The sequence below is a fragment of the Actinoplanes sp. NPDC049265 genome (assembly GCF_043197135.1).
Classification (GTDB): domain Bacteria; phylum Actinomycetota; class Actinomycetes; order Mycobacteriales; family Micromonosporaceae; genus Actinoplanes.
The window spans coordinates 47,659-67,457 of sequence record NZ_JBICSP010000004.1; the positions used below are offsets into that span (position 1 = coordinate 47,659).

Sequence of the window (19,799 nt, forward strand, 5' to 3'; positions counted from 1 at the left end):
ATGCGTATCGAGGCGGACGAGGCCAAGTGCGTGGCCGCCGGGCAGTGCGTGGTGGTCGCCCCCGACGTGTTCGACCAGCGCAACGACGACGGCATCGTAGTGGTGCTGGAGGAGATGCCGGATCCGCGGCAGCACGATGCGGTCCGGGAGGCGGCGGCGATCTGCCCGGCCGCGGCGATCCGGCTGGTCGGCGAGTGAACCGGATCGTCGTGGTGGGTGCCTCGGCCGCCGGCCTCACCGCCGCCGAGGCCCTGCGCCGGGCCGGCCACGCCGGCCCGATCACGATGATCGGGGCCGAACCCGAGGCGCCGTACGACCGGCCGCCGCTGTCCAAACAGTTCCTGTCCGGCGCGTGGGAGGCCGACCGGCTCGCCCTGCGCACCAAGGAGCACCTCGACCGTCTGGACCTGGATCTGCGGCTCGGCACCGCCGCCACCGGCCTCGATCTGGCGTCGCGGGTCGTCCGGCTGGCCGGCGGCGAGCAGGCCGGCTTCGACGGGCTGATCATCGCCACCGGGGTCGAGCCGCGCCGATTGCCGGGGCAGGGCGGCCACGTGCTCCGGACCCGGCGCGACGCCGAGGATCTGCGTGGCCGCCTCGGCCCCGGCCGCCGGCTGGCCGTCGTCGGGGCCGGGTTCCTCGGGGCCGAGGCCGCCGCCGTCGCGCGGGGGCTCGGCTGCGAGGTGGTCCTGCTCGATCCGGCGCCGGCGCCGCTCGCGCACGCCGTCGGCGAGGAGGTCGGGCGGATGCTGGCGCGGGTCCATCGGGAGCAGGGTGTCGATCTGCGTACCGGAACCGGGGTCGCCGCCGTGACCGACCGCGGCGTGCTCCTGCCCGACGGCGAGCTCGTCCCGGCCGACGCGGTGCTGGTGGCGATCGGCTCACGACCGGCCACCGGCTGGCTCGACGGCAGCGGTCTGGACGTCACCGACGGCGTGGTCTGCGACGAATACTGCGCGGCCGCACCCGGCGTGTACGCCGCCGGTGACGTGGCCCGCTGGTTCAACCCGTTGTTCGGCGCCGCGATGCGCGTCGAGCACCGCACCAACGCCGCCGAGCAGGGCCTGGCCGCCGCGCACAACCTGCTGCGTCCGGGCGACGCCAAGCCGTTCGCGCCGGTCCCGTACTTCTGGTCCGACCAGTACGACCTGAAGATCCAGGCCTACGGCCACCTGCCCGGCCACGACTCGGTGGAGATCGCCGAGGGCGACCTGGAGCAGCGGCGGTTCCTCGCGCTCTACCGCAGGGCCGGCCGGTTGGTGGGGGCGCTGGCGGTCGGGCTGTCACCGCGTGCCCTCCGCCCCTGGCGCCAAGCCCTTGGATCAAGAGCCTGATGTCGTAGCTGGGTGGGTGGCATGGACCGCTGCTCACACTCGGGGTCTGGCTGGTGGACCACGCCGCAGCCCTGCCTGATCCACCAGCCAGACCCCGGGGCCGTGCGGCCCGGCGGCCCCAGCGCGACTCCGCCCGCGCGGCGACCCGCGTGATCCAAGACCTCAGGCCCGTACCGGGGCGACGTCGCCGGCGAAGAGGCCGGTCGGGTCGGTGTCGCGCCGGATCCGCTCGACCCGGGCGTGCACCTCGTCGGCGTACGTGCGCTGAGGTTGCTCGTAGCTCTCGACGAAGTTGGGCGCCGTCAGCCCGGTCAGGTAGGGCTCGAACGCCGACCGCACGGCCACGACGTCGCGGGCGGTGTCCTCGCCGGCCACGCCGACCGCGTAGTACATCAGCGGCGCGGCGAACCGGTCGAGCGCGCCGCCGTCCGCACCGGGCTCGGCGAACGCGCCGCCGAGCTGGCGCAACTCGATCGCGAGCAGGTGCGGGCCGGCGTCCAGGACCTTGGCCCAGCCGGCCGCGTCGAGCTCGGTGATCAGGCCGGAGGTGGATCGGAACGGGACCGGCTGCGGCGGGTCCATGTGGGTGTGCGGGAGCGCCTCGGGCGGGGCCGGCGCCCAGGTGTCGGCCACCGGCTCGGCCAGCGCGGTCAGCGGGGCCAGCAGCCCGTCGACGATCCGCCGGGCGGCGGGCAGGTCGGCCTCGGTCGTCGCGGTGACCGCGCCGTCGAGGAACAGCACCCGCCGGCCGGCCAGGAACGGCGGCAGGTGCGGGTCCGGTGGCAGGGACAGGATCCGCAGGCTGGTGGTGATCTCGGGCGGCGCGGTCCGGGTCCACTCCTGCCAGACCGGCGCCAGCCGGTGCGCCTCGGCGGCGTCCCACACCGCCATCCCGGTCATGATCCGGTGCATCGGCACCAGAGTGATCTCGGCCTCCACGACCACGCCGAACCCGCCGCCGCCACCGCGCAACGCCCAGAACAGCTCCGGCTGCTCGGTGGCGCTGGCCTCGACGACCGACCCGTCGGCCAGCACCACGGTCAGCGACCGCACCGAGTTCGCGGCCAGCCCGAACCGGCGGCCGTAGAAGCTGATCCCGCCGCCGAGCAGGTAGCCGATCACCCCGACGGTCGGCGAGGAACCATGCACCGCGGTCAGCCCGTGCCGGACCAGCTCGGGCAGCACCTCACCCCAGGTCCGGCCGGCCGGCACGCGGGCCGTCCGGGCTTGCGGGTCGACGCGCACCGGCGCGTCGATCAGCGGGCGCAGCAGCAGGGCGCCGGTCAGCGGGGCGGCCCGGCCCATCGCGTGGCCGGTGGTGCTGACCCGCACCGGACGACCGGCCCGGCGGGCGGCGGCGACGGCGGCGACCACCTCGCCGACCGAGCGGGCGGTGACCGCCCCGGCCGGTTCGACCGGCACCGCGAGCTGGAACGAGGCGGTGGCCTCGGCGTACTCCGGGGATCCGGGCGAGTGGTAGGGACCGATGTCGCTCATGGCCGGAGTTTATGGATCAACAAGGCGCCGGAACCGGGGTCGAGGGGGTAGCCCCTTTACCCCCTGAGACTCACTCGATCGATCGTCGTCAACGCCGCGGTCGAGCTGCTTCCCGCCGACCCGGTCGTCGCGGTCGGGTACGACCTGATCGTCGACGGCGGCGGCACCGCCTGAATCCGGCGCGTTTGAACCAGCGGCGACATCGCACGTCTGGTCTCCGAGGGAGGCATCAGATGACCGAGAACGACTGTTCCGTGTGCGCCATGCTCGACGACCGCGCACCGTTGCCCGGGGGCCGGATCCATCAGACCGGCCACTGGCTGGTCATGCACGTGCTGGGCTCGTTCGGGCCGGGCGCCCTGGCCGTGGTGCCGCTGCGGCACGTGGTGCACACCGCCGACCTCACCGGCGACGAGGCGGCCGAGCTGGGCGGCCTGCTCCAGGCGACGACGGCGGCGGTCACCGCGCTCACCGATCCGGTCCAGGTCTACACCTGCCAGTGGTCGCACACCGGCGGCGAGCCGGCGCACATCCATTTCGTGGCCCAGCCGATCCGGCGTTCGGCCATGGACCAGCATCCCGGACGGCTCGGCCCGATGCTGCAGAGCGACCTGATCGCTGACGGCTACCGGCCCACACCGGCCGAGGTCGACGAATTCGCCGAGGCCGCGCGGAAACACTTCGACGCGAACCGGCATATGAAGATGTGAGAGTGAAGCGCGACGTCTGCCGGCCCCGGGTGGTCGAGGTGCGCGGCATCTGGACGATGACCGACCTGGCCTCGGCCACCGACGAGGTGCAGTGTCTGAAGTCGACGACGACGTCGGCCGAGTTTCCCGAGGGTCAGGGCGAGGCGACTTTCCCGGTGGTCGGCGAATCGGGCGTCAGCGAGGCGGATGCCCGATTTGCCGACCACCGGATCGTCAGTCGGCCATCAGCGCCTTTTCGAGGCGGCTCAACACCTCGATGCACTGCCGGACGGCGCCGGGGTCGTCGCCCAGGACCCCGGCGAGTTCACCGGCCCAGGTCGCGCGGACCCGGCGCAGGTTGCTCGCGGACAGTTCGGTCGGGTGCACGGTGATGCCGCGGCCCTTGGTGGCGGCCCGGGAGATCATCCCTTTGTCCTCGAGCGAGCGCAGGGCGGTGCTGACGTTGGTGCGCTGCAGGCGGGTACGCCGGGCGATGTCGCTCGGGGCCGCACCCGGATACATGTCCACGACCCGCATGACCTGGCGCTCCGTCTCGTTCAGGGGCACCGTGTCGGCGTTGTCGAGGGTCCGGGCGCGGACCAGCCGGCCGACGTTGAGGATCAGACCGGCCAGATCGGCGAGCGCGTCGTCGTTGCGGAGCATTGCTTCAGCGTAGTGGATTATGCGAACATAATTCAGTGCCCATAACTCATGTCACCCCGGAACAACCTCCGATGACCGCCGGCCGACGCGTCCGGCTGGCCCTGATGCTGGGCTCGCTGGCCGCCTTCGCCCCGCTGACCATCGACATGTACCTCCCCGCGATGCCCGGCATGGCCCAGGAGATGCGCACCAGCGGCCCCCTGGTCCAGCTGACCCTGACCGTTTTCGTCATCGGTCTGGCCGCCGGACAGGTCATCGTCGGTTCGCTGTCCGACCTGTGGGGCCGGCGCCGCCCGTTGCTGGCCGGCCTGGTCCTGTACGTGGCCGGCTCGGTGTGGTGCGCCCTGGCACCCAGCGTCGAGTGGCTGATCGCCGGCCGGATCGTGGAGTCGCTGGGCGCGGCGGCGGGCATCGTCCTGTCCCGGGCCATCGTCCGGGACCTGTTCGAGGGCACGGCGATGACCCGGTTCTTCTCCACGCTGATGATCGTCAACGGGGCGGCGCCGGTGGTGGCCCCGGTGATCGGCGGCCAGCTGCTGACCGTCGCCACCTGGCGGGCCGTGTTCCTGGTGCTCGGGGCGGTCGGCGCGGTGCTGCTGGTCGCGGTGGTGGTCGCGCTGCCGGAGTCGCTGCCGGCCGGGCGAAGGGCGCCGGCTCGGCTGCGGGAGACGTTCGTTTCCTTCCGTACGCTGCTGACCGACGCGGTCTTCCTGCGGTACGTCCTGGCCGCCGCCCTGATGTTCGCCGCCGTCTTCGCCTACATCTCCGGGTCGTCGTTCGTCCTGCAGGACGGGTACGGGCTGACGGCACAGCAGTTCAGCCTGGTGTTCGGCCTCAACGGCATCGGCATCGTGCTGCTCGGCCAGGCCAACCGGTTCCTCGTCGGGCGGGTCGCCGGCGAGCACGCGCTGCTGCGTACCGGCCTGCTGGTGGCCACGCTGAGCTCGGCCGGCGTGCTGGCCTGCGCGACGCTCGGCCTGCCGCTGTCGCTGTTCCTGGTCTTCCTCTTCGTCGTGGTGTCCATGCTCGGCCTCGTGCTGGCCAACGCGACCTCGCTGGCCCTGGCCGCGCACGGCTCGGCTGCCGGCACCGCCTCTTCTCTGCAGGGCCTGATGCAGTTCCTGGTCGGTGGCCTGGCCGCCTCGGCGATGAGCCTGCCCGGCCGGGTGACCGCCACTGCCATGGCCACCACCATGGTCGTCTGCTCCGCCGCCGCCCTCGCTTCCCTCCTGATCCGCACCCGCAACCCCCACCCCCAGCGCTAACCAGAACCGCACCCCCCTACCACCCCAACCCCAGTGGTAGCCGGGCGCGGCATCCGCGCCCCGAACACCGCCCAGACCTACCACCGCCAAAACCAGTGGTAGCCGGGCGCGGACACCTACAAGAACAGGGGGTCAGCAGGGGGTGGCGGTGGCGTCGAGGTCGCGGTCCTTGTGCAGGGAGCTGAGGTGCAGCCGGCGCGACTCGGCGCAGTAGTCGGCCGGCGCCAGGTCGTACTCGGCGTGCAGCACCGCCTTGCCCGCCCTGATGAACGGCAGCAGATCCGCGCACTCGCCGAACGCCGCGCACTCCTCGTTGACCGCGAACTCGAAGTCCCCGACCAGCTCGGCCGCCTGCCCGACGTCGTTCTTCAGCCCGGCCGAGAGCCCGTGCCGGTGGGCCAGCCGGGCGACGAACCGGTTGAACCGGAGCTGGTCGGCGGCGGTGATCGGAAACCCGGTGTCGGCCTCGTACGCGTCCATCAGATCCGGCTCGACCCCGTCGAACCCTTTCCGCGCGCACATGTCGAACCGCTTGGCCAGCACCGGTTCCAGCCGGGCGGGGTCGCGGATGTCGAGCCAGCGCTCGCCGGGCCAGCCGTTGGACTCACCGAGCAGGTCCGCCGGCCAGTCCTGGTAGTCGGGGCGGAAGTTCTCGGCCGCGCCGACCTCCACGTAACAGATCGCCCTGCGGCCGCGCCGGTGCAGCTCGGCCACCACGCCGGCGTCGTTGAGGAATCCGTCGATGTCGTAGACGTCGGCGTCCACGCTCAGGTCGACCGGGGTGGTGAGCTGCCACTGCCAGCTGACGCCGGGTGCCGGCACCCACCGCTTCTTCGAAGCTGGCGGCCGGGTGGGAACCGGGGTGCGCGTGGGAGAGGGAGCGGGAGCGGGCGTGGCCGAGGGGGACGGTGCGGGAGAGGACGGAACCGAGGGGGACGTCGGCGGCGGAGCGGCGGCGGGCGGCCGCGTGGCGGTTCCGCAGGCGGCCACCAGGAGCAGGGCGGTCAGGCTGACCAGGACGCGCCGGACGGTCATCGGCACCAGGCCTCGACTTCGAGATCGAGATAGCCGGGTACGCCGTCCCAGGGGTTGGCGCCGGCCCGCTCGGTCACGTAGACCACGCCGGCGTTGGCCTCGGCCGCGCGGGCCAGGGACGTCGGCAGCAGCGTCGACGGGGTGTCGTAGACCAGGTGCCAGATGCGCTCGGCCGGCATCGAACGGATCCACGCCGGCACCTCGATCTCCTGGTGCCAGGCGTACGGCCCCTCGAAGGTCACCAGCGCGTCGGCCAGCTCCGCGTACCGCGGGTCGGGGTTGGCGCCGTGGTTGAACACCATCGTGCCGAAGGTGCGCCGGCGGATCTCCTCGACCACCACCTCGTACCAGACCAGCAGGTCCGAGCCGGTGGCGACGCGGTCGAGGAAGAGCCCGGTGACCGGATACCAGTCGTGCCAGCGGTCCACGTCGGCCAGCACCTCGTCGGGGTCGCGCCGCCCGTAGTCGGTGTCGACGTAGCCGAGCAGCGGCCGTCCGGTCGCCACGGCCGCGGCGGTCAGCTCACGTTCGAAGGCCGGCCCGGGACCGTTGTACGAGTTCAGGATCACCGCGCGGACCGCGGACCCGTGCGCGGCGAGGGCTTTCCAGTCGTCGGCGGCGACGGCCGGATGGAAGTAGGCGGGTACCACGAGCGCGGTCATCACACCGCCGCGAGAGCCGGCAGGCCCATGTCGCGCAGGGACTCCGCCGGCGAATAGGCCGGCCGGAATCCGAGCAGCGACCCGGCCAGCGTGATGTCGGCCCGCTGCCAGGTGACAGCGGGCGACCGGGACGACCCGGCGCTCTCCTCGACCGGTTGCGGCACCCCGGCCATCCCGGCCGCCAGCGCGGCCAGGTCACGCAGGGCGGTGGCGTGCCCGCTGCCCACGTTCACGATGCCGGGCAGCGCGCCGGTGACCCAGCAGGCGACCTCGACCGCGGCGGCCACGTCCCGGACGTCGACGAAGTCCCGGTGCCCCACCAGCGGGCCGACGCGGGCCGGGTCGCCGGTGGCCGCCGCGACCTGTACGGCTGAGACCAGCCGGCCGGGCAGCAGGGTCGACGGCGTACCCGGACCGATGGGGTTGAAGATCCTCAGCACGGTGGCGGTCAGGCCGTCGCGGCGGGCGGCCAGGACCAGTTCGGTCGCGGCCAGCTTGCTCAGCCCGTACGCGGAAACGGGTTGGGGGTCAAAGGTTTCCGCCACCGAACGCCCGGCCGGCACGGCACCGTACTCGGCCGCGGAACCGAGGTGGACGATCCGGCTGCCCACCGAGCCGGCCGCGGTGAGCAGCCGGGCCACCGCGACCACGTTGCCCACGGCCAGTTCGGCCGGCGAGCCGTCGATCGTGCCGGCACAGTTGACCACCACGTCCGGGGCCAGGTCGCGCAGCCGGGCGCTCAGGTCGGCGTGACCGAGGTCGAGCCGCAGCGGGCCGGAGCGACCGGCCGGGATCACGGTCACCGCGGGGTCGGCGGCCAGGCGTGCGTGCACCTGGCGGCCGATGAACCCGTTGGCCCCGATCAGCAGGCAGCGCATCAGGCGGCCTGCCGTTCCCGCAGCAGGATCGGGCCGAGCACCCCGAACTCGGCGTTGGCCCGGTCGTAGTCGTCGGGCCGGCCGATGTCGAGCCAGTTGCCGGCGAACCCGTACTCGGCCGGCCCGCTCCCCCGCGCCAGCATGTCCAGCACCAGCTCGTCGAAACCCAGAGGCAGACCGGGGGTGTACGGCCGCAGCGCGCGAGCCGACATCCCGTACACGCCCATGCTCACCCGGTAGTCCATGGTCGGCTTCTCGGTGAAGTCGACGATCCGGCCACCGACCGAGGTCAGCACCCCGAAGTCGATCTTCACCTGGCGGGCGTAGGTGGCCACGGTCAGGTCCGAGCCGCTGTCCGTGTGCCGGTGCAGCAGGTCGGCGAAGTCGAGGTCGGTCAGGATGTCGCCGTTCATCACCACGAAGTGCTCGGGCAGCCGGTCGCGCATCTGCAGCAGCGGCCCGATGGTGCCCAGCGGCGACTCCTCCTCGGTGAAGTCGACCCGTTCCAGACCCCACTGGCTGCCGTCGCCGACGTAGGCCCGGATCAGGTGCCCGAGGTGGCCGATGGCCAGGGTCACCGTGCGGAAGCCGCGGGCCGACAGCTGGCGCATGATGATCTCGAGGATCGAGTACTGGTCGCCGATCGGCACCAGGGGCTTCGGCAGAGCCGTCGTGTACGGCCGCAGCCGCACCCCCTTGCCACCGGCCAGAATCACTGCGTGCATGGGTGTTCTCCTCAACGCGCGTAGGTGCCGGGGCGGTACTTGGCGAGGTTCGCCGGGTCCAGGAACCAGTCGATGGTCAGCTTCAGCCCGGAGGCGAGGTCGTGGCCGGGCGCCCAGCCGGTGGCAGTGCGCAGCTTGCTGTTGTCGCAGACCAGCCGCATCACCTCGGAGTTGGCCGGGCGCAGGCGCTCGTTCTCCAGCCGGACCGGCACCGGGCGGCCCATCAGCGCGCAGATCAGCTCGGCCGTCGCGCCGATCGAGATCTCCTCGCCCGTACCGGCGTTGAACGACTCACCGACCACCTGCGAGGCCGGCGCGGTGCCGACGGTGGCGAACGCCTCGGCGGTGTCCTGCACGAACAGGAAGTCGCGGGTCGGGTCGAGCGCGCCCAGCCGGATCTCGTCCGCGCCGGCGGCGATCTGGCTGATCACGGTCGGGATGACCGCGCGGGCCGACTGCCGCGGGCCGAACGTGTTGAACGGCCGCATGATGACCGCCGGGGTGCCGAAGCTGGCGTGGTAGCTGTCGACCAGCTTGTCGGCGCCGGCCTTGCTGGCCGCGTACGGCGACTGGGCCTGCACCGGGTGGGTCTCGCTGATCGGCACGGTCCGCGCGGTGCCGTAGGTCTCGCTGGTCGAGGTGTGCACCAGTCGGTCGCAACCCTGCTCACGTACGGCTTCCAGCACGTTCAGGGTGCCGATGACATTGGTGTTCACATAGGACCGGGGGGCCCGGTAGGAGTGCGGGATCGCGATCAGCGCGGCCAGGTGGTACACCGTGCCGGCCCCGCTGATCAGGTCGCGGACCGTGTCCTGGTCGGTGACGTCGCCAGAGATCACCTCGACGTTGGCCATCACATCCGGGCTGAGCGTGTCCAGCCAGCCCCAAGTGCCGAGCGAGTTGTACTGGGCCATGGCGCGGACGTGGTGACCCCGGGCGACCAGGTTCTCGACCAGGTGGGAGCCGATGAAGCCGTCGGCACCGGTTACTGCGACAGTCGTCGTCACGATGTCTCTCCTTGGGGGACTCTTCGGTGGGATCAAAGGTGGAGCTGGGCGCGGCGCAACGTTCGGAGAGCGAAGACATACAGGGTGATCAGCAGGCCGGTGGCGGTGACGGCCTGGGCGATTTCCAACGACACGAGGGGTACGAGGGCCAGGTTCACGCCCAGCGCGCCGAGCACGGCCAGCACCACCGGCCGGCGGATGTCGAAGGACATCAGCAGCAGGGCCAGGAACAACGCCGGACCGATCAGCACCGGCTCGACGCGGGGCAGTTCCCGGGTGACGGCGATGCCGGCGACGAGCAGGGCGGCCAGCACGGCCACGTATCCGGCGGTGGCCCGGAGCAGGGCCTTGGACGCCCGGCGGCGAAAGGCCCGGAAGTTGCGGCTCTCGGCCATCGCGCGGTGGGTCGCGGCCCGGTAGCCGAAGAGCAGCCACTCGGCGGCACCCATGCTGACCGACAGCGGCAGCAGCACGGCCAGGGCCGCGCCGACGCTCGCCCCCGGGCCGGGCCGCGGGTCCAGCGCCCGCAGAGCCGGGGTGAGAATCAGCAGCCCGCCGACGACGACCCCGAACGCCACGGCCGGAAGCGCGGCGACCAGCTCGTCCCGGGCCGGTAGCGCGGGCCGGACGCCCCGCACCGCCCAGCCGGCCACGGCGATCGCGGCGACGACACCGGCCGCGGCGGCCACGGGCGTGAGCAGCCCGGCGCCGGCCCCGAGGACCAGCGCCGCCAGCAGCCACCACTCGCGGCCGAGGAGCAGGGCCACCGTGGCGGCCAGAACGTAGGTCAGCTGGCCGGCGGCGATCAGGGTGACCACGAACGGGACGCCGAGGGCGAACCCCAGCCCGGCCACGACCGCCACCGCCGGCAGCGCGACGGCCACCGTCGCGCCGCTCAGCACGGCCGCGGCGCCGGCCCGGTCGTTCCGGCCGAGCCGGGAGTGGCCCAGGTAGGCCAATCCCTGACCGGCCGCCCAGGACAGCAGCACGGACACCACCAGCAGCACCGCCGGGCCCGGGCCGGTGATCCGGTCGGCCACGGCCAGGTAGGACAGCGCCGGGAGTCCGAACAGGACACCGCGCAGCACGTGGGTGACCGGGGTGGCCCGCCACGGGTTCACCACCGGCCGGTTCGGCTGCGGCCGCCGCGGCGTCTGCCGGAACAGCCGGTCGGCCAGGTCGAAGACGTCCTCGGCGTGGTGCCGTTCCCGAGCCGTGACGTCGGTGACGCCCTCGGCCTCCAGGACCGCGGCGACCTCGTACCGGTCGACCGCCGCCTCGGCGTACCCGCTGTTCATGACACCTCCGCCGGCTCAGGGGCCGGGGCCGCCGCCTCGCGCGGCATCCGGAAGGCCAGGTCGTGGTAGATCGCGTCGTAGCTGTCGACCGCCTTGTCAACCGTGAAGTTGGCCAGAGCCCGCTCCCGGGCCCGGCGGCCCAGGTCGTGCCGCCACGCCTCGTCGCGCAGCAGCTCCAGGCAGGCGGCGGCCATCGCCCCCGGCTCGCGCGGCGGCACCACCAGGCCGGTGTCGCCGACCGCCTCGCCGACCCCGCCGACGTCGGTCGAGACTGTGGCCCGGCCGGAGGTCATGGCCTCGATCAGGGTGTACGGGAACCCCTCGGAGATGCTCGACAGGGCCACCACGTGCCCCGCTGCGTACGCGTCACGGATCTCGGCCACGCGGCCCTCGAACGTCACCACGCCGGCCAGCCCCAGCTCGGCGACCAGGGCCTGGCAACTGTCCCGGTACGCCTCGCCACCGGCCGGTGTGCCCCCGAAGATGCGCAGCCGCGCCTCCGGCAGCTCGGCGTGGACCAGGGCGAAGCCGCGGATCAGCGTGTCCAGATCCTTGATCGGGTCGATCCGGCCGGCCCAGCTGACCGTGGGCACCTCCGGTTCGGCCCCCGCGGCCGGAAAGTCTTCCGGGGCGACGCCGTTGTAGACGGTCTCGATCCGCCGCGGGTCGGCGCCGAAGCGGGTCTCCCAGCGGCGGTTGTACTGGTTACCCGGAGCGATAAGGTCGGCGTGGCGGTAGGCGGTGATACAGACCAGCCGGTGGAACGCCGCGAGGGTCGCCTTGACCGGCCAGCTGTAGTCGGCGGCGCGCAGCCCGAGGTAGCGTTCGCGCAGGTAGACGCCGTGTTCGGTGAGCAGCAGCGGCGTGCCGTGCAGCCACTTGGCGGCCAGCCCCGGCAGGGTGGCCAGCCCGTTGGTCACCGCGTGGGTGAGGTCGGCCCGCGGCGCCGGGGCGAGCAGCGGGCGCAGCGAGCGCTCGATGACGTCGACCGCGGTCAGCGCGTCCAGCACCGAGGGGGCGGCGACCTGGCGCAGGGCGGTGTTGGCCGGCCACGCGTCCATCAGCCAGCCGGCGGCCTGCTGCCCGTAGCGGGCCAGATCCGCGCCGCCCGGCTCCTCGGCGGCACACTCGACCAGCTCCCGCAGCGCCGCCGCGAACTCGTCGGCGTCCGCCCAGCCCGCCCGCGCCTCGCCTGCCGATGCATATGAGTGCTCAGAGCCGTTCTGAGCACGCCCGCGCATCACCTCGCCGGCCGATGCCTCGGGGCCGGTCGGGCGGACCAGGGCGACGATCAGCGCGCGGTACGCCGCGACCAGACGGTCTGCGTTCCGGGCCCGGTGCCGCCGTGACCGCCGCGGGAACGGCGGCCACAGCGCGATGCCGTGGGCGGTGACGTGCGACGGCAGCTCCCAGACGGCCGGTTCGGTGCCGGTGGCCTGGATGGCGTACACGTCGAACTCGTGGTTGGCCAGACCGCGCACGAGCTGGTCGCACCACACGCTGACCCCGCCGAACGCCTGGGGGTAGGTGCCCTCGGTGAGCATGGCGATCCTCACGGAAGCACCAGGTCCACGGCGCCGTTGGTGGTGGCGGTCCAGGCCGAGCGCAGTCCGGCGTACGCGTCACCGAAGACCGCCGTACCCCGCTTGGTCCCGGTGACCGCCGTGACCGGCACCGCGACCGACGCGGGCGCCTCGATGTGCACCGCCTTGTCCTGGAGGTAGCCGCTGACCGTGCCATTGGCGACGGCGGCCCGCCACGCGTTCTGCCGCTGGAGTTCCAGGCCGGCCGCGCCCATCCGCGGGTTGACGAACGGCGCGTTGTCGGCGATCAGCGAGCGGTACCGGGTCAGGACGCTGTCCATCATGGTCAGCAGGATCCGGTCCTCGGCCAGGTTGCCCTGGTGGGCGTAGTACGGGCGCGGGTCGTTGTTGAGCATCCGGCCCAGCGCCAGCCGGGTCTCCAGCGGCACGATGTAGCTCTGGAAGCCGGTGGTCGTGTTCAGCGGCGCGATGCACGTGGTCGTGCCGGGGTTGTCCTCGCAGATGCCGCTGCCGCCGTCGGCCCGGGACGTGTAGATCCAGTTGTACTCGTCGGCCATCTCGGTGCGTTTGCCGGCGTTGAAGTACACGGTCATCGGGTACCGCGGCACGGTCAGCGCCGAGCCGACCTGGATCTGGTCCGGCATCCGGGAGTTGTCCGCGGCCAGCCATTTGATGCCCTGGGCGGTCAGGGCGGGCGCCAGGTTCGGGTTGGTCTGCGGCTGCTGCGGCAGGATGTAGAGGCCCGAGTGCTCGCCGGTGACCAGCTCGCTCTTGTCGATCGGCAGCTTGCGCGACGAGTTGGCCGCCCAGGTGACGTTCTTGCTGATCTCCGAGGTGATCAGCGCCGGGCCGGCCCAGGCCGAGGTGCATTTCCACGGGATCACGGTGGTGTCCCGCACGCAGCCGAGGTACTCGTGGTTCCAGGTGTGGTTGGTCCACCGGAACCGGTCCTTGTTCAGCTGGAACGCGATGGTCAGCGGGTCCAGGCGGAACAGCGAACCGGCGGCCGCCTCGGCGCTGCCGTTGCCGTTGAACACCATGTCGAAGGTGAAGTTGCGGCTGGTCTGCCAGGACGCGACGGCGGCCACGTCGGCGGCTGTCATCCGGATGTCCTTGGTGGTGATGCCGGTCTTGCAGTCCTCACCCGGCGTGCAGTTGCCGGTGGTGCTCCACCGGGCGTCGCCCATGAAGATGTCGTCCACCTGCACCGACAGGAAGTTGCGGCTGAGCCCGAGGTGCACTCCCCCGGTCAGCCAGTTGACGATGCCCGGGGCGAGCAGCCGGAACTGCTGCTGGGCGCTGTTGTAGACGAAGCTCAGCGACAGCTGCCGCCGGTTGTCGGCCCGGTACTCGGCGACCAGCGTGGTGCCGGCCGAGCCGTCCGGGGCGGTGGCGGTGAGCAGCGGGGTCGCGTCGGGGCCGGCCGGGGCGGACAGGTAGCCGTAGGATTCGGCGACGGCCGGCGAGTTGTCCTCGAACGGCACCGTTCCCTTGAGGTAGCTGAAGACGCTCTTGCCTGCGGTGGTCAGGGTCGCGGTTACGCCGTCCAGCGACCCGGCGTAGGTCGGGGTCTGCATCCCCAGGCCGGCGCCCGGGTAGACGTAGGCGTTGACCTGCGGGATGTCGAACTTCTGCTCGTACGCGGTCAGCGCGGCCAGCTCGGTCGTGTCGCCGAACGGGTCCGGGCCGGGCATCACGACGGCCTGGAAATGGGCCCGGTCGATCAGCCGCCCGGCGCTGGTGACGGTGTCGGCCAGGAACGCCGCGTCGATCGTGGGCCGGGCCGGGTCACCCAGGGTGACTTGCTGGTAGGGCACGCCCTCGGACCGCAACTCGGCCGCGATCGCCGTGGTGGCCGGGCCGCCGTCGGTGACGACCAGCACCTTCAGCTCGACCCGGCTGCCGGCCGGCGCGGCCGCGAAGGCCGGCGTGACGACCAGCGCGGTCGTCGCGGCCGCGGCGACCGCCGTGGCCAGTGTGGAGCGCCACGAGCGCACCATGTTCCCTCCCCATCGGGTCGTGCTGTTGCCGATCAGGGAGCAAACGCTAAGTGGCCGAACCGGAAATTTGAATACCCATTCGACATATGCGGACCGGCCCGGCAAACACCACTAGTCACTCTCCGGACAAGCCGCTTGATTACTCCGTGTAAAAACGGTCATAACTTCATAGAGTCACCAAGGCATCGTACGTTCGGTCAACAGGAACGAGCTGGAAGGCATCCACCGGACGGCGACAGCTCGACTACCGAGAGCGACACCGTCAGTCACTTATTACTCTCGGTATTGGCGGACCGCAGGGGAGCATTGACCGAGGGCACCCGCCCCGGCCCATGACGTCACCTGTTGAGAGTCAGGGTCGCCCGGTGCCGGCCGGCCGGAACTGGGCGACCAGAAGCTCGAGCCGCTCGGTGTCATGGTCGGGGCGCAACCGGCCAGCGCGGCCGAGCATGACCAGACCGTGCAGCGCCGCCCACACCACCTCGGTCAGGGTGGCGACATCGCGACCGGCGGCGATGGCGGCGACCGCCTCGCGCAACTCGGTGAACGCCTCGATCAGCGGCGCCGGGGTGTCCTCGGTGCCGCCGAAGCGCAGCCGCGTGGACCGCACGAACATCGCGTCGAAGAGCGCCGGGTTGCCGGCGGCGAAACCACTGTAGGCGGCGGCGACCCCGGCCAGCGGGTCGTCGCCGTGGCGGGCCGCCCGCATCGCTGTGGCCAGCTCGGCGAAGCCCTCCAGGGCGACCGCCTCGACGATGTCCTCCATCGAGCCGAAGTGCTTGTACAGCACCGGCTGGCTGTATTCGATCGCGGTGGACAGCCGGCGCGTGGTGACCGCGTCCCAGCCTTCGCTCTCGGCCAGGGAACGGGCGGTCGCGGTGATGAGCCGGCGGCGAGCGAGGCGCTCGCGTTGCCGACGGTCTTCGATGGCCACGCCCGACTTTATCATCGCTAGCTCGACTAGCGACGCTACAAACGCGAGCGGCTCGCCGCCACGGTGGGTCCCCCGACCGTGGCGGCGAGCCTGCCGGTTGGTCAGGCCACCGGCACCGCGTCGGCCGACACCGCGTCCAGGGCGGTCGCGAGGATCTCACGGACGTCCGAGACGATGTGCACGGTCAGCGCCGCGAGCACGTCGGCCGGGACGTCGTCCAGGTCGGGTTCGTTGCGCTTGGGCAGGTAGACCTCGGTCAGACCGGCCCGCTGGGCGGCGAGCAGCTTCTGCTTCACGCCCCCGATCGGCAGGACCCGGCCGGTCAGTGACACCTCGCCGGTCATGCCGACCTCGGCGCGTACGGTCCGGCCGAGCAGCAACGACACCAGAGCGGTGGTCATCGTGACCCCGGCCGACGGCCCGTCCTTGGGCACCGCGCCGGCCGGCACGTGCAGGTGGATCGGGTGGTCCAGCTGCTCCGGCGAGATGCCGAGCTCGCCGGCGTGGGCCCGGACGTACGACAGGGCGATCTGCGCCGACTCCTTCATCACGTCGCCGAGCTGACCGGTGACCGACAGGCCACCCTTGTCGCCGGGCAGCAGCGACGCCTCGATGTAGAGAACGTCCCCGCCCATCCCGGTGACGGCCAGGCCGGTGGCCACGCCCGCGACCGCCGTCCGCTCGGACGACTCCGGGGTGAACCGTGGGCGACCGATCAGATCCTTGAGACCGCCGGGGTCGACCACGGCGGGCAGCGGCCGCAGCGCGACCTTGCGGAACGCCTTCGCGAGGAGCCGCTCCAGCGACCGTACGCCGGCCTCCCGGGTGTAGTTGGCCGCCATCTCGCGGATCGCGTCGTCGGTGACCGTCACCTCACCCGGCGTCAGCGCGGCCCGCTCCAGCTGCCGCGGCACCAGGAAGTCGCGGGCGATGGCGACCTTGTCGTCCTCGGTGTAGCCGTCGATCGAGATGAGCTCCATCCGGTCGAACAGCGCCTGCGGGATCGTCTCCAGCACGTTCGCGGTGGCGATGAACAACACGTCGGACAGGTCGAGGTCCAGGTCGAGGTAGTGGTCACGGAAGGTGTGGTTCTGCGCCGGGTCGAGGACCTCCAGCAGCGCCGCGGCCGGGTCGCCCCGGTAGTCGCTACCGACCTTGTCGACCTCGTCGAGCAGCACGACCGGGTTCATCGAGCCGCTCTCCCGGATGGCCCGCACGATGCGGCCCGGCAGCGCGCCGACGTACGTACGCCGATGGCCCCTGATCTCGGCCTCGTCGCGCACCCCGCCCAGCGCGACCCGGACGAACTTGCGGCCCAGCGTGCGCGCGACCGACTCACCCAGCGAGGTCTTGCCGACCCCGGGCGGGCCGGCCAGCAGGATCACCGCGCCCGACCCGCGCCCGCCGACGACGCTCAGGCCACGGGACTCGCGGCGGGCCCGCACACCCAGGTACTCGACGATGCGGTCCTTGACCTCGTCCAGGCCGTGGTGGTCGGCATCGAGCACGGCCCGCGCGGCGTCCAGGTCGGTGCTGTCCGTGGTACGCACGTTCCACGGCAGGTCGAGCACGGTGTCGAGCCAGGTCCGGATCCAGCCCGCCTCCGGGTTCTGGTCGCCGGCCCGCTCCAGCTTGTCGACCTCGCGCAGCGCGGTCTCCTGGACCGCGTCGGGCAGCTCGGCCGCCTCGACCCGGGTGCGGTAGTCGTCGGTGCCGACCGTCTCACCCTCGCCGAGCTCCTTGCGGATCGCCTTGAGCTGCTCGCGCAGCAGGTACTCGCGGTTCCGCTTCTCGACCGACTCGCGTACGTCGTTCTCGATCTTGTCGCTGACCTCGGACTCGGCCAGGAACTCCCGGGTCCACTCGATCAGCTGCCGCAGCCGCTGCTCGACGTCCGGCGTCTCCAGCAGTTCCCGCTTGCGGTCGTTGGACAGGTACGGCGCCCAGCCCGCGGTGTCGGCCAGGTCACCCGGGTCGTCGATGGCGCTGACCGAGTCCATCACCTGCCACGCCTCGCGGCGCTGGAGCACGGAGACGACCAGCTTCTTGTATTCGGCGGCGAGCTCACGGGCCTGTTCACCGACCGGCCCGGCCACCACGGTCTCGGCCTCGACCCAGAGCGCGGCCCCCGGCCCGGTCACCCCGCTGCCGATGCGGGCCCGCCGCCCGGTACGCAGAACGGCGGCGCTGGCGCCGCCACGGAACTTGCCGACCCGCTCGACACCGGCCACGACGCCGTAGGCCGGATAGTGGTCCTCGAGCCGCGGAGCGATCAGCAGCTCCGCGCCGGCGGAGGTACGGGCCGCGTCGACCGCGGCCTGCGCCGCCTCGTCCAGCTCGACCGGGACGACCATTCCCGGGAGCAGCACGATGTCGTCGAGCAACAGCAGAGGAAGTCGTTTGCTGGTCACGGGTGCCTCCAAAAGTTGAGTACGACCGACGCAACTTTCCGAGCCGTCGCGATCTTCCGCTGTTCACTCCGGGCGAACAGACAATTGGTCGTTGCATTAGCGGGCCGAGCGGTTGAGCATTGACGTACTTCGATGCTAACGGGAGGGCTCGATGCGTACGATGTCCCGCATTCTCGCCGCGGTGCTGGTCGCGGTGTTCGCTCTGGTCGCGCCCGGGGCGGCGCGCGCCGACGTGATCACCGGGCGGCCGGTCCGGATCATGCCGCTGGGCGACTCGATCACCTGGGGCGCCGGGTCGACGACCACCTCCAGCTACCGCGCCGACCTGTGGAAGCGCCTGGTCGGCGGGGCGGGGCTGGCGGTCGACCTGGTCGGCAGCGGGCAGTCCGGGTCGCTGCCGGACACCGACAACGAGGGCCACTCGGGCTGGCGCATCGAGCAGATCACCGCGTCGATCGACGGCTGGCTCGCCACCAGCCGGCCGGACGTGGTGCTGCTGCACATCGGCACCAACGACATGAACCAGAACTTCGACGTGGCGGGGGCGCCGGGGCGGCTCGGTACGCTGCTCGACCACATCCACGCCGGTGCGCCGTCCGCGGTCGTGCTGGTCGCGCAGATCGTGCCGGCGCTCGACGCCACCATCAACGCGCGGATCAACACGTTCAACGCGGCCGTGCCGTCCGTGCTGTCGGGGCGGGCGTACACCCGGCTGGTCGATCTGAACAGCACGATCACCAACGCCGACCTGAACGACACGCTGCACCCCAACGACGGCGGCTACACCAAGATGGCCGACCTCTGGTACGCGGCGCTGGAGGGTGTGCTCGGCGGCGGGCGGGACTGGCCGCTCGCGCGGACCGGGCTGGAACCGGGCGAGACCGCACCGACCTGGACCGACACCGTGGACGCGAGCTCCAACGTGGGCGGCTACAACGCGAACCTGACCAAGATGGAGACCGGGCCGAGGGCCGAGACCGCCCGGGGCGGGGCGAACGCGCTGATGTACTCGGGCAACGACCTGAGCGCGACCGGCTCCTACTCGTACATGAAGGTCTTCGACACGCATCTGCGGCTGGCCGCGAACTCGGTGCTGACCTACTGGATCTATCCGCAGCAGGCCAATGGCACGTACGTAGCGATCGACCTGCGGTTCACCGACGGCAGCAGCCTGCGCGACTCGGGCGCGACCGACCAGTACGGGGTCCGCGCGCACCCGCAGTTCCAGGGCCAGGGCGGCCACCTCGTGCTCAACCAGTGGAACCTGGTCCGGGTCAACCTGTCCGCGCTGGCCGGCCGCACCGTCGACCGCGTGCACCTGGGTTACGACCAGCCGGCCGGCACCGGCGTGTTCCGCGGCTACGTCGACGACCTGGCCGTCAGCGACAGCACCCGGGAGGCCGCCGCCCCGGCCGCCGCCGTGAACCTCGCGCTCGAGCATCCGGCGTCCGCGAGCGCGGCGTGTGTCGCGGCCGAGGACGCGGCGAAGGCGATCGACGGGACCACGGGCAACAACAGCAAGTGGTGTACGGGTGTGAGCGACGCCTCCTGGCAGGTCGACCTGGGCGCCCCGGCGGCCGTGCGTACCGTGATCGTCCGGCACGCGTCGTCCGGCGGCGAGCGGCTGGCCTGGAACACCCGCGCGTACCACGTCGACTCCAGCGTGGACGGCACCACCTGGGCCACCTTCGCGACGGTGACCGGCAACGCCGACGGCGTCACGGCGACCACCGCCGGTCCGGTCTCCGCCCGCTACGTGCGGGTGGTCGTCGACGCCGGCCAGCAGGACGGTGTGGTGGGAACCCGGATCTACGAGGTCGAGGTGTTCGGCGCCTGATCGGCTCGCGCACAAGGCAC

17 protein-coding genes are annotated in these 19,799 nt (G+C 72.1%); 5 read left to right on the top strand and 12 right to left on the bottom strand.

Annotated elements, in window-relative coordinates; genetic code table 11:
- Positions 1-198 (top strand): ferredoxin, encoded by a 198-nt coding sequence (locus tag ACGFIO_RS12360; protein WP_392825587.1) that lies wholly within the window; start codon positions 1-3, stop codon positions 196-198.
- On the top strand, positions 195-1,334 hold the full coding sequence (locus ACGFIO_RS12365) for an NAD(P)/FAD-dependent oxidoreductase (RefSeq protein ID WP_392825589.1): 1,140 nt from the start codon (positions 195-197) through the stop codon (positions 1,332-1,334). The genes ACGFIO_RS12360 and ACGFIO_RS12365 overlap by 4 nt, the downstream gene beginning before the upstream one ends.
- Positions 1,335-1,496: 162 nt before the next feature.
- Here ACGFIO_RS12365 and ACGFIO_RS12370 read toward each other — a convergent pair whose 3' ends face one another.
- Complete coding sequence (locus ACGFIO_RS12370) at positions 1,497-2,831, bottom strand: FAD-binding protein (RefSeq protein WP_392825592.1); 1,335 nt, start codon at positions 2,829-2,831, stop codon at positions 1,497-1,499.
- Between the two features lie 233 nt (positions 2,832-3,064).
- Here ACGFIO_RS12370 and ACGFIO_RS12375 point away from each other — a divergent pair, with 233 nt between their 5' ends.
- The gene (locus tag ACGFIO_RS12375) at positions 3,065-3,541 is read left to right on the top strand and encodes a hypothetical protein (protein ID WP_392825594.1); all 477 of its coding nucleotides are present in this window, start codon (positions 3,065-3,067) and stop codon (positions 3,539-3,541) included.
- Between the two features lie 213 nt (positions 3,542-3,754).
- Here ACGFIO_RS12375 and ACGFIO_RS12380 read toward each other — a convergent pair whose 3' ends face one another.
- Complete coding sequence (locus tag ACGFIO_RS12380) at positions 3,755-4,183, bottom strand: MarR family winged helix-turn-helix transcriptional regulator (RefSeq protein ID WP_392825596.1); 429 nt, start codon at positions 4,181-4,183, stop codon at positions 3,755-3,757.
- Positions 4,184-4,254: 71 nt separating this feature from the next.
- On the opposite strand from ACGFIO_RS12380, the gene ACGFIO_RS12385 reads away from it, so the two are divergent.
- Positions 4,255-5,448: a multidrug effflux MFS transporter gene (locus ACGFIO_RS12385; RefSeq protein WP_392825599.1), complete on the top strand. Its 1,194-nt coding sequence runs from the start codon at positions 4,255-4,257 to the stop codon at positions 5,446-5,448.
- A gap of 132 nt (positions 5,449-5,580) precedes the next feature.
- Here the strand turns inward: ACGFIO_RS12385 and ACGFIO_RS12390 are convergent, their stop codons facing one another.
- From ACGFIO_RS12390 to lon, 10 genes are all read right to left on the bottom strand, one after another.
- Positions 5,581-6,270: an endo alpha-1,4 polygalactosaminidase gene (locus tag ACGFIO_RS12390; RefSeq protein ID WP_392825601.1), complete on the bottom strand. Its 690-nt coding sequence runs from the start codon at positions 6,268-6,270 to the stop codon at positions 5,581-5,583.
- Positions 6,271-6,479: 209 nt separating this feature from the next.
- Positions 6,480-7,145, bottom strand: coding sequence for a spherulation-specific family 4 protein (locus ACGFIO_RS12395; protein WP_392825604.1), 666 nt, complete (start codon positions 7,143-7,145; stop codon positions 6,480-6,482).
- Positions 7,145-8,023 carry an NAD-dependent epimerase/dehydratase family protein gene (locus ACGFIO_RS12400; protein ID WP_392825606.1) on the bottom strand — a complete coding sequence of 293 codons (879 nt, stop codon included), beginning with the start codon at positions 8,021-8,023 and terminating at the stop codon, positions 7,145-7,147. Before ACGFIO_RS12400 ends, ACGFIO_RS12395 begins: the two co-directional genes overlap by 1 nt.
- Positions 8,023-8,748, bottom strand: a complete 726-nt coding sequence (locus ACGFIO_RS12405) for a sugar phosphate nucleotidyltransferase (RefSeq protein WP_392825608.1) — start codon at positions 8,746-8,748, stop codon at positions 8,023-8,025. The genes ACGFIO_RS12400 and ACGFIO_RS12405 overlap by 1 nt, the downstream gene beginning before the upstream one ends.
- 11 nt (positions 8,749-8,759) lie before the next feature.
- Positions 8,760-9,755 (bottom strand): SDR family NAD(P)-dependent oxidoreductase, encoded by a 996-nt coding sequence (locus ACGFIO_RS12410; protein WP_392825611.1) that lies wholly within the window; start codon positions 9,753-9,755, stop codon positions 8,760-8,762.
- 32 nt (positions 9,756-9,787) lie between these two features.
- Positions 9,788-11,053: a hypothetical protein gene (locus tag ACGFIO_RS12415; RefSeq protein ID WP_392825613.1), complete on the bottom strand. Its 1,266-nt coding sequence runs from the start codon at positions 11,051-11,053 to the stop codon at positions 9,788-9,790.
- Entirely contained in the window at positions 11,050-12,609 is a 1,560-nt protein-coding gene (gene pelF, locus ACGFIO_RS12420) for a GT4 family glycosyltransferase PelF (RefSeq protein WP_392825614.1), read from the bottom strand. The genes ACGFIO_RS12415 and pelF overlap by 4 nt, the downstream gene beginning before the upstream one ends.
- Complete coding sequence (locus ACGFIO_RS12425) at positions 12,606-14,597, bottom strand: hypothetical protein (protein ID WP_392825617.1); 1,992 nt, start codon at positions 14,595-14,597, stop codon at positions 12,606-12,608. Before ACGFIO_RS12425 ends, pelF begins: the two co-directional genes overlap by 4 nt.
- Positions 14,598-14,949: 352 nt before the next feature.
- Positions 14,950-15,531 (bottom strand): TetR/AcrR family transcriptional regulator, encoded by a 582-nt coding sequence (locus ACGFIO_RS12430; RefSeq protein ID WP_392825619.1) that lies wholly within the window; start codon positions 15,529-15,531, stop codon positions 14,950-14,952.
- Positions 15,532-15,632: 101 nt separating this feature from the next.
- Entirely contained in the window at positions 15,633-17,942 is a 2,310-nt protein-coding gene (gene lon / locus ACGFIO_RS12435; protein WP_392825621.1) for an endopeptidase La, read from the bottom strand.
- A 151-nt stretch (positions 17,943-18,093) separates the two neighbouring features.
- Here lon and ACGFIO_RS12440 point away from each other — a divergent pair, with 151 nt between their 5' ends.
- On the top strand, positions 18,094-19,779 hold the full coding sequence (locus tag ACGFIO_RS12440; RefSeq protein WP_392825623.1) for a GDSL-type esterase/lipase family protein: 1,686 nt from the start codon (positions 18,094-18,096) through the stop codon (positions 19,777-19,779).
- The last annotated feature ends 20 nt before the right edge of the window (positions 19,780-19,799 follow it).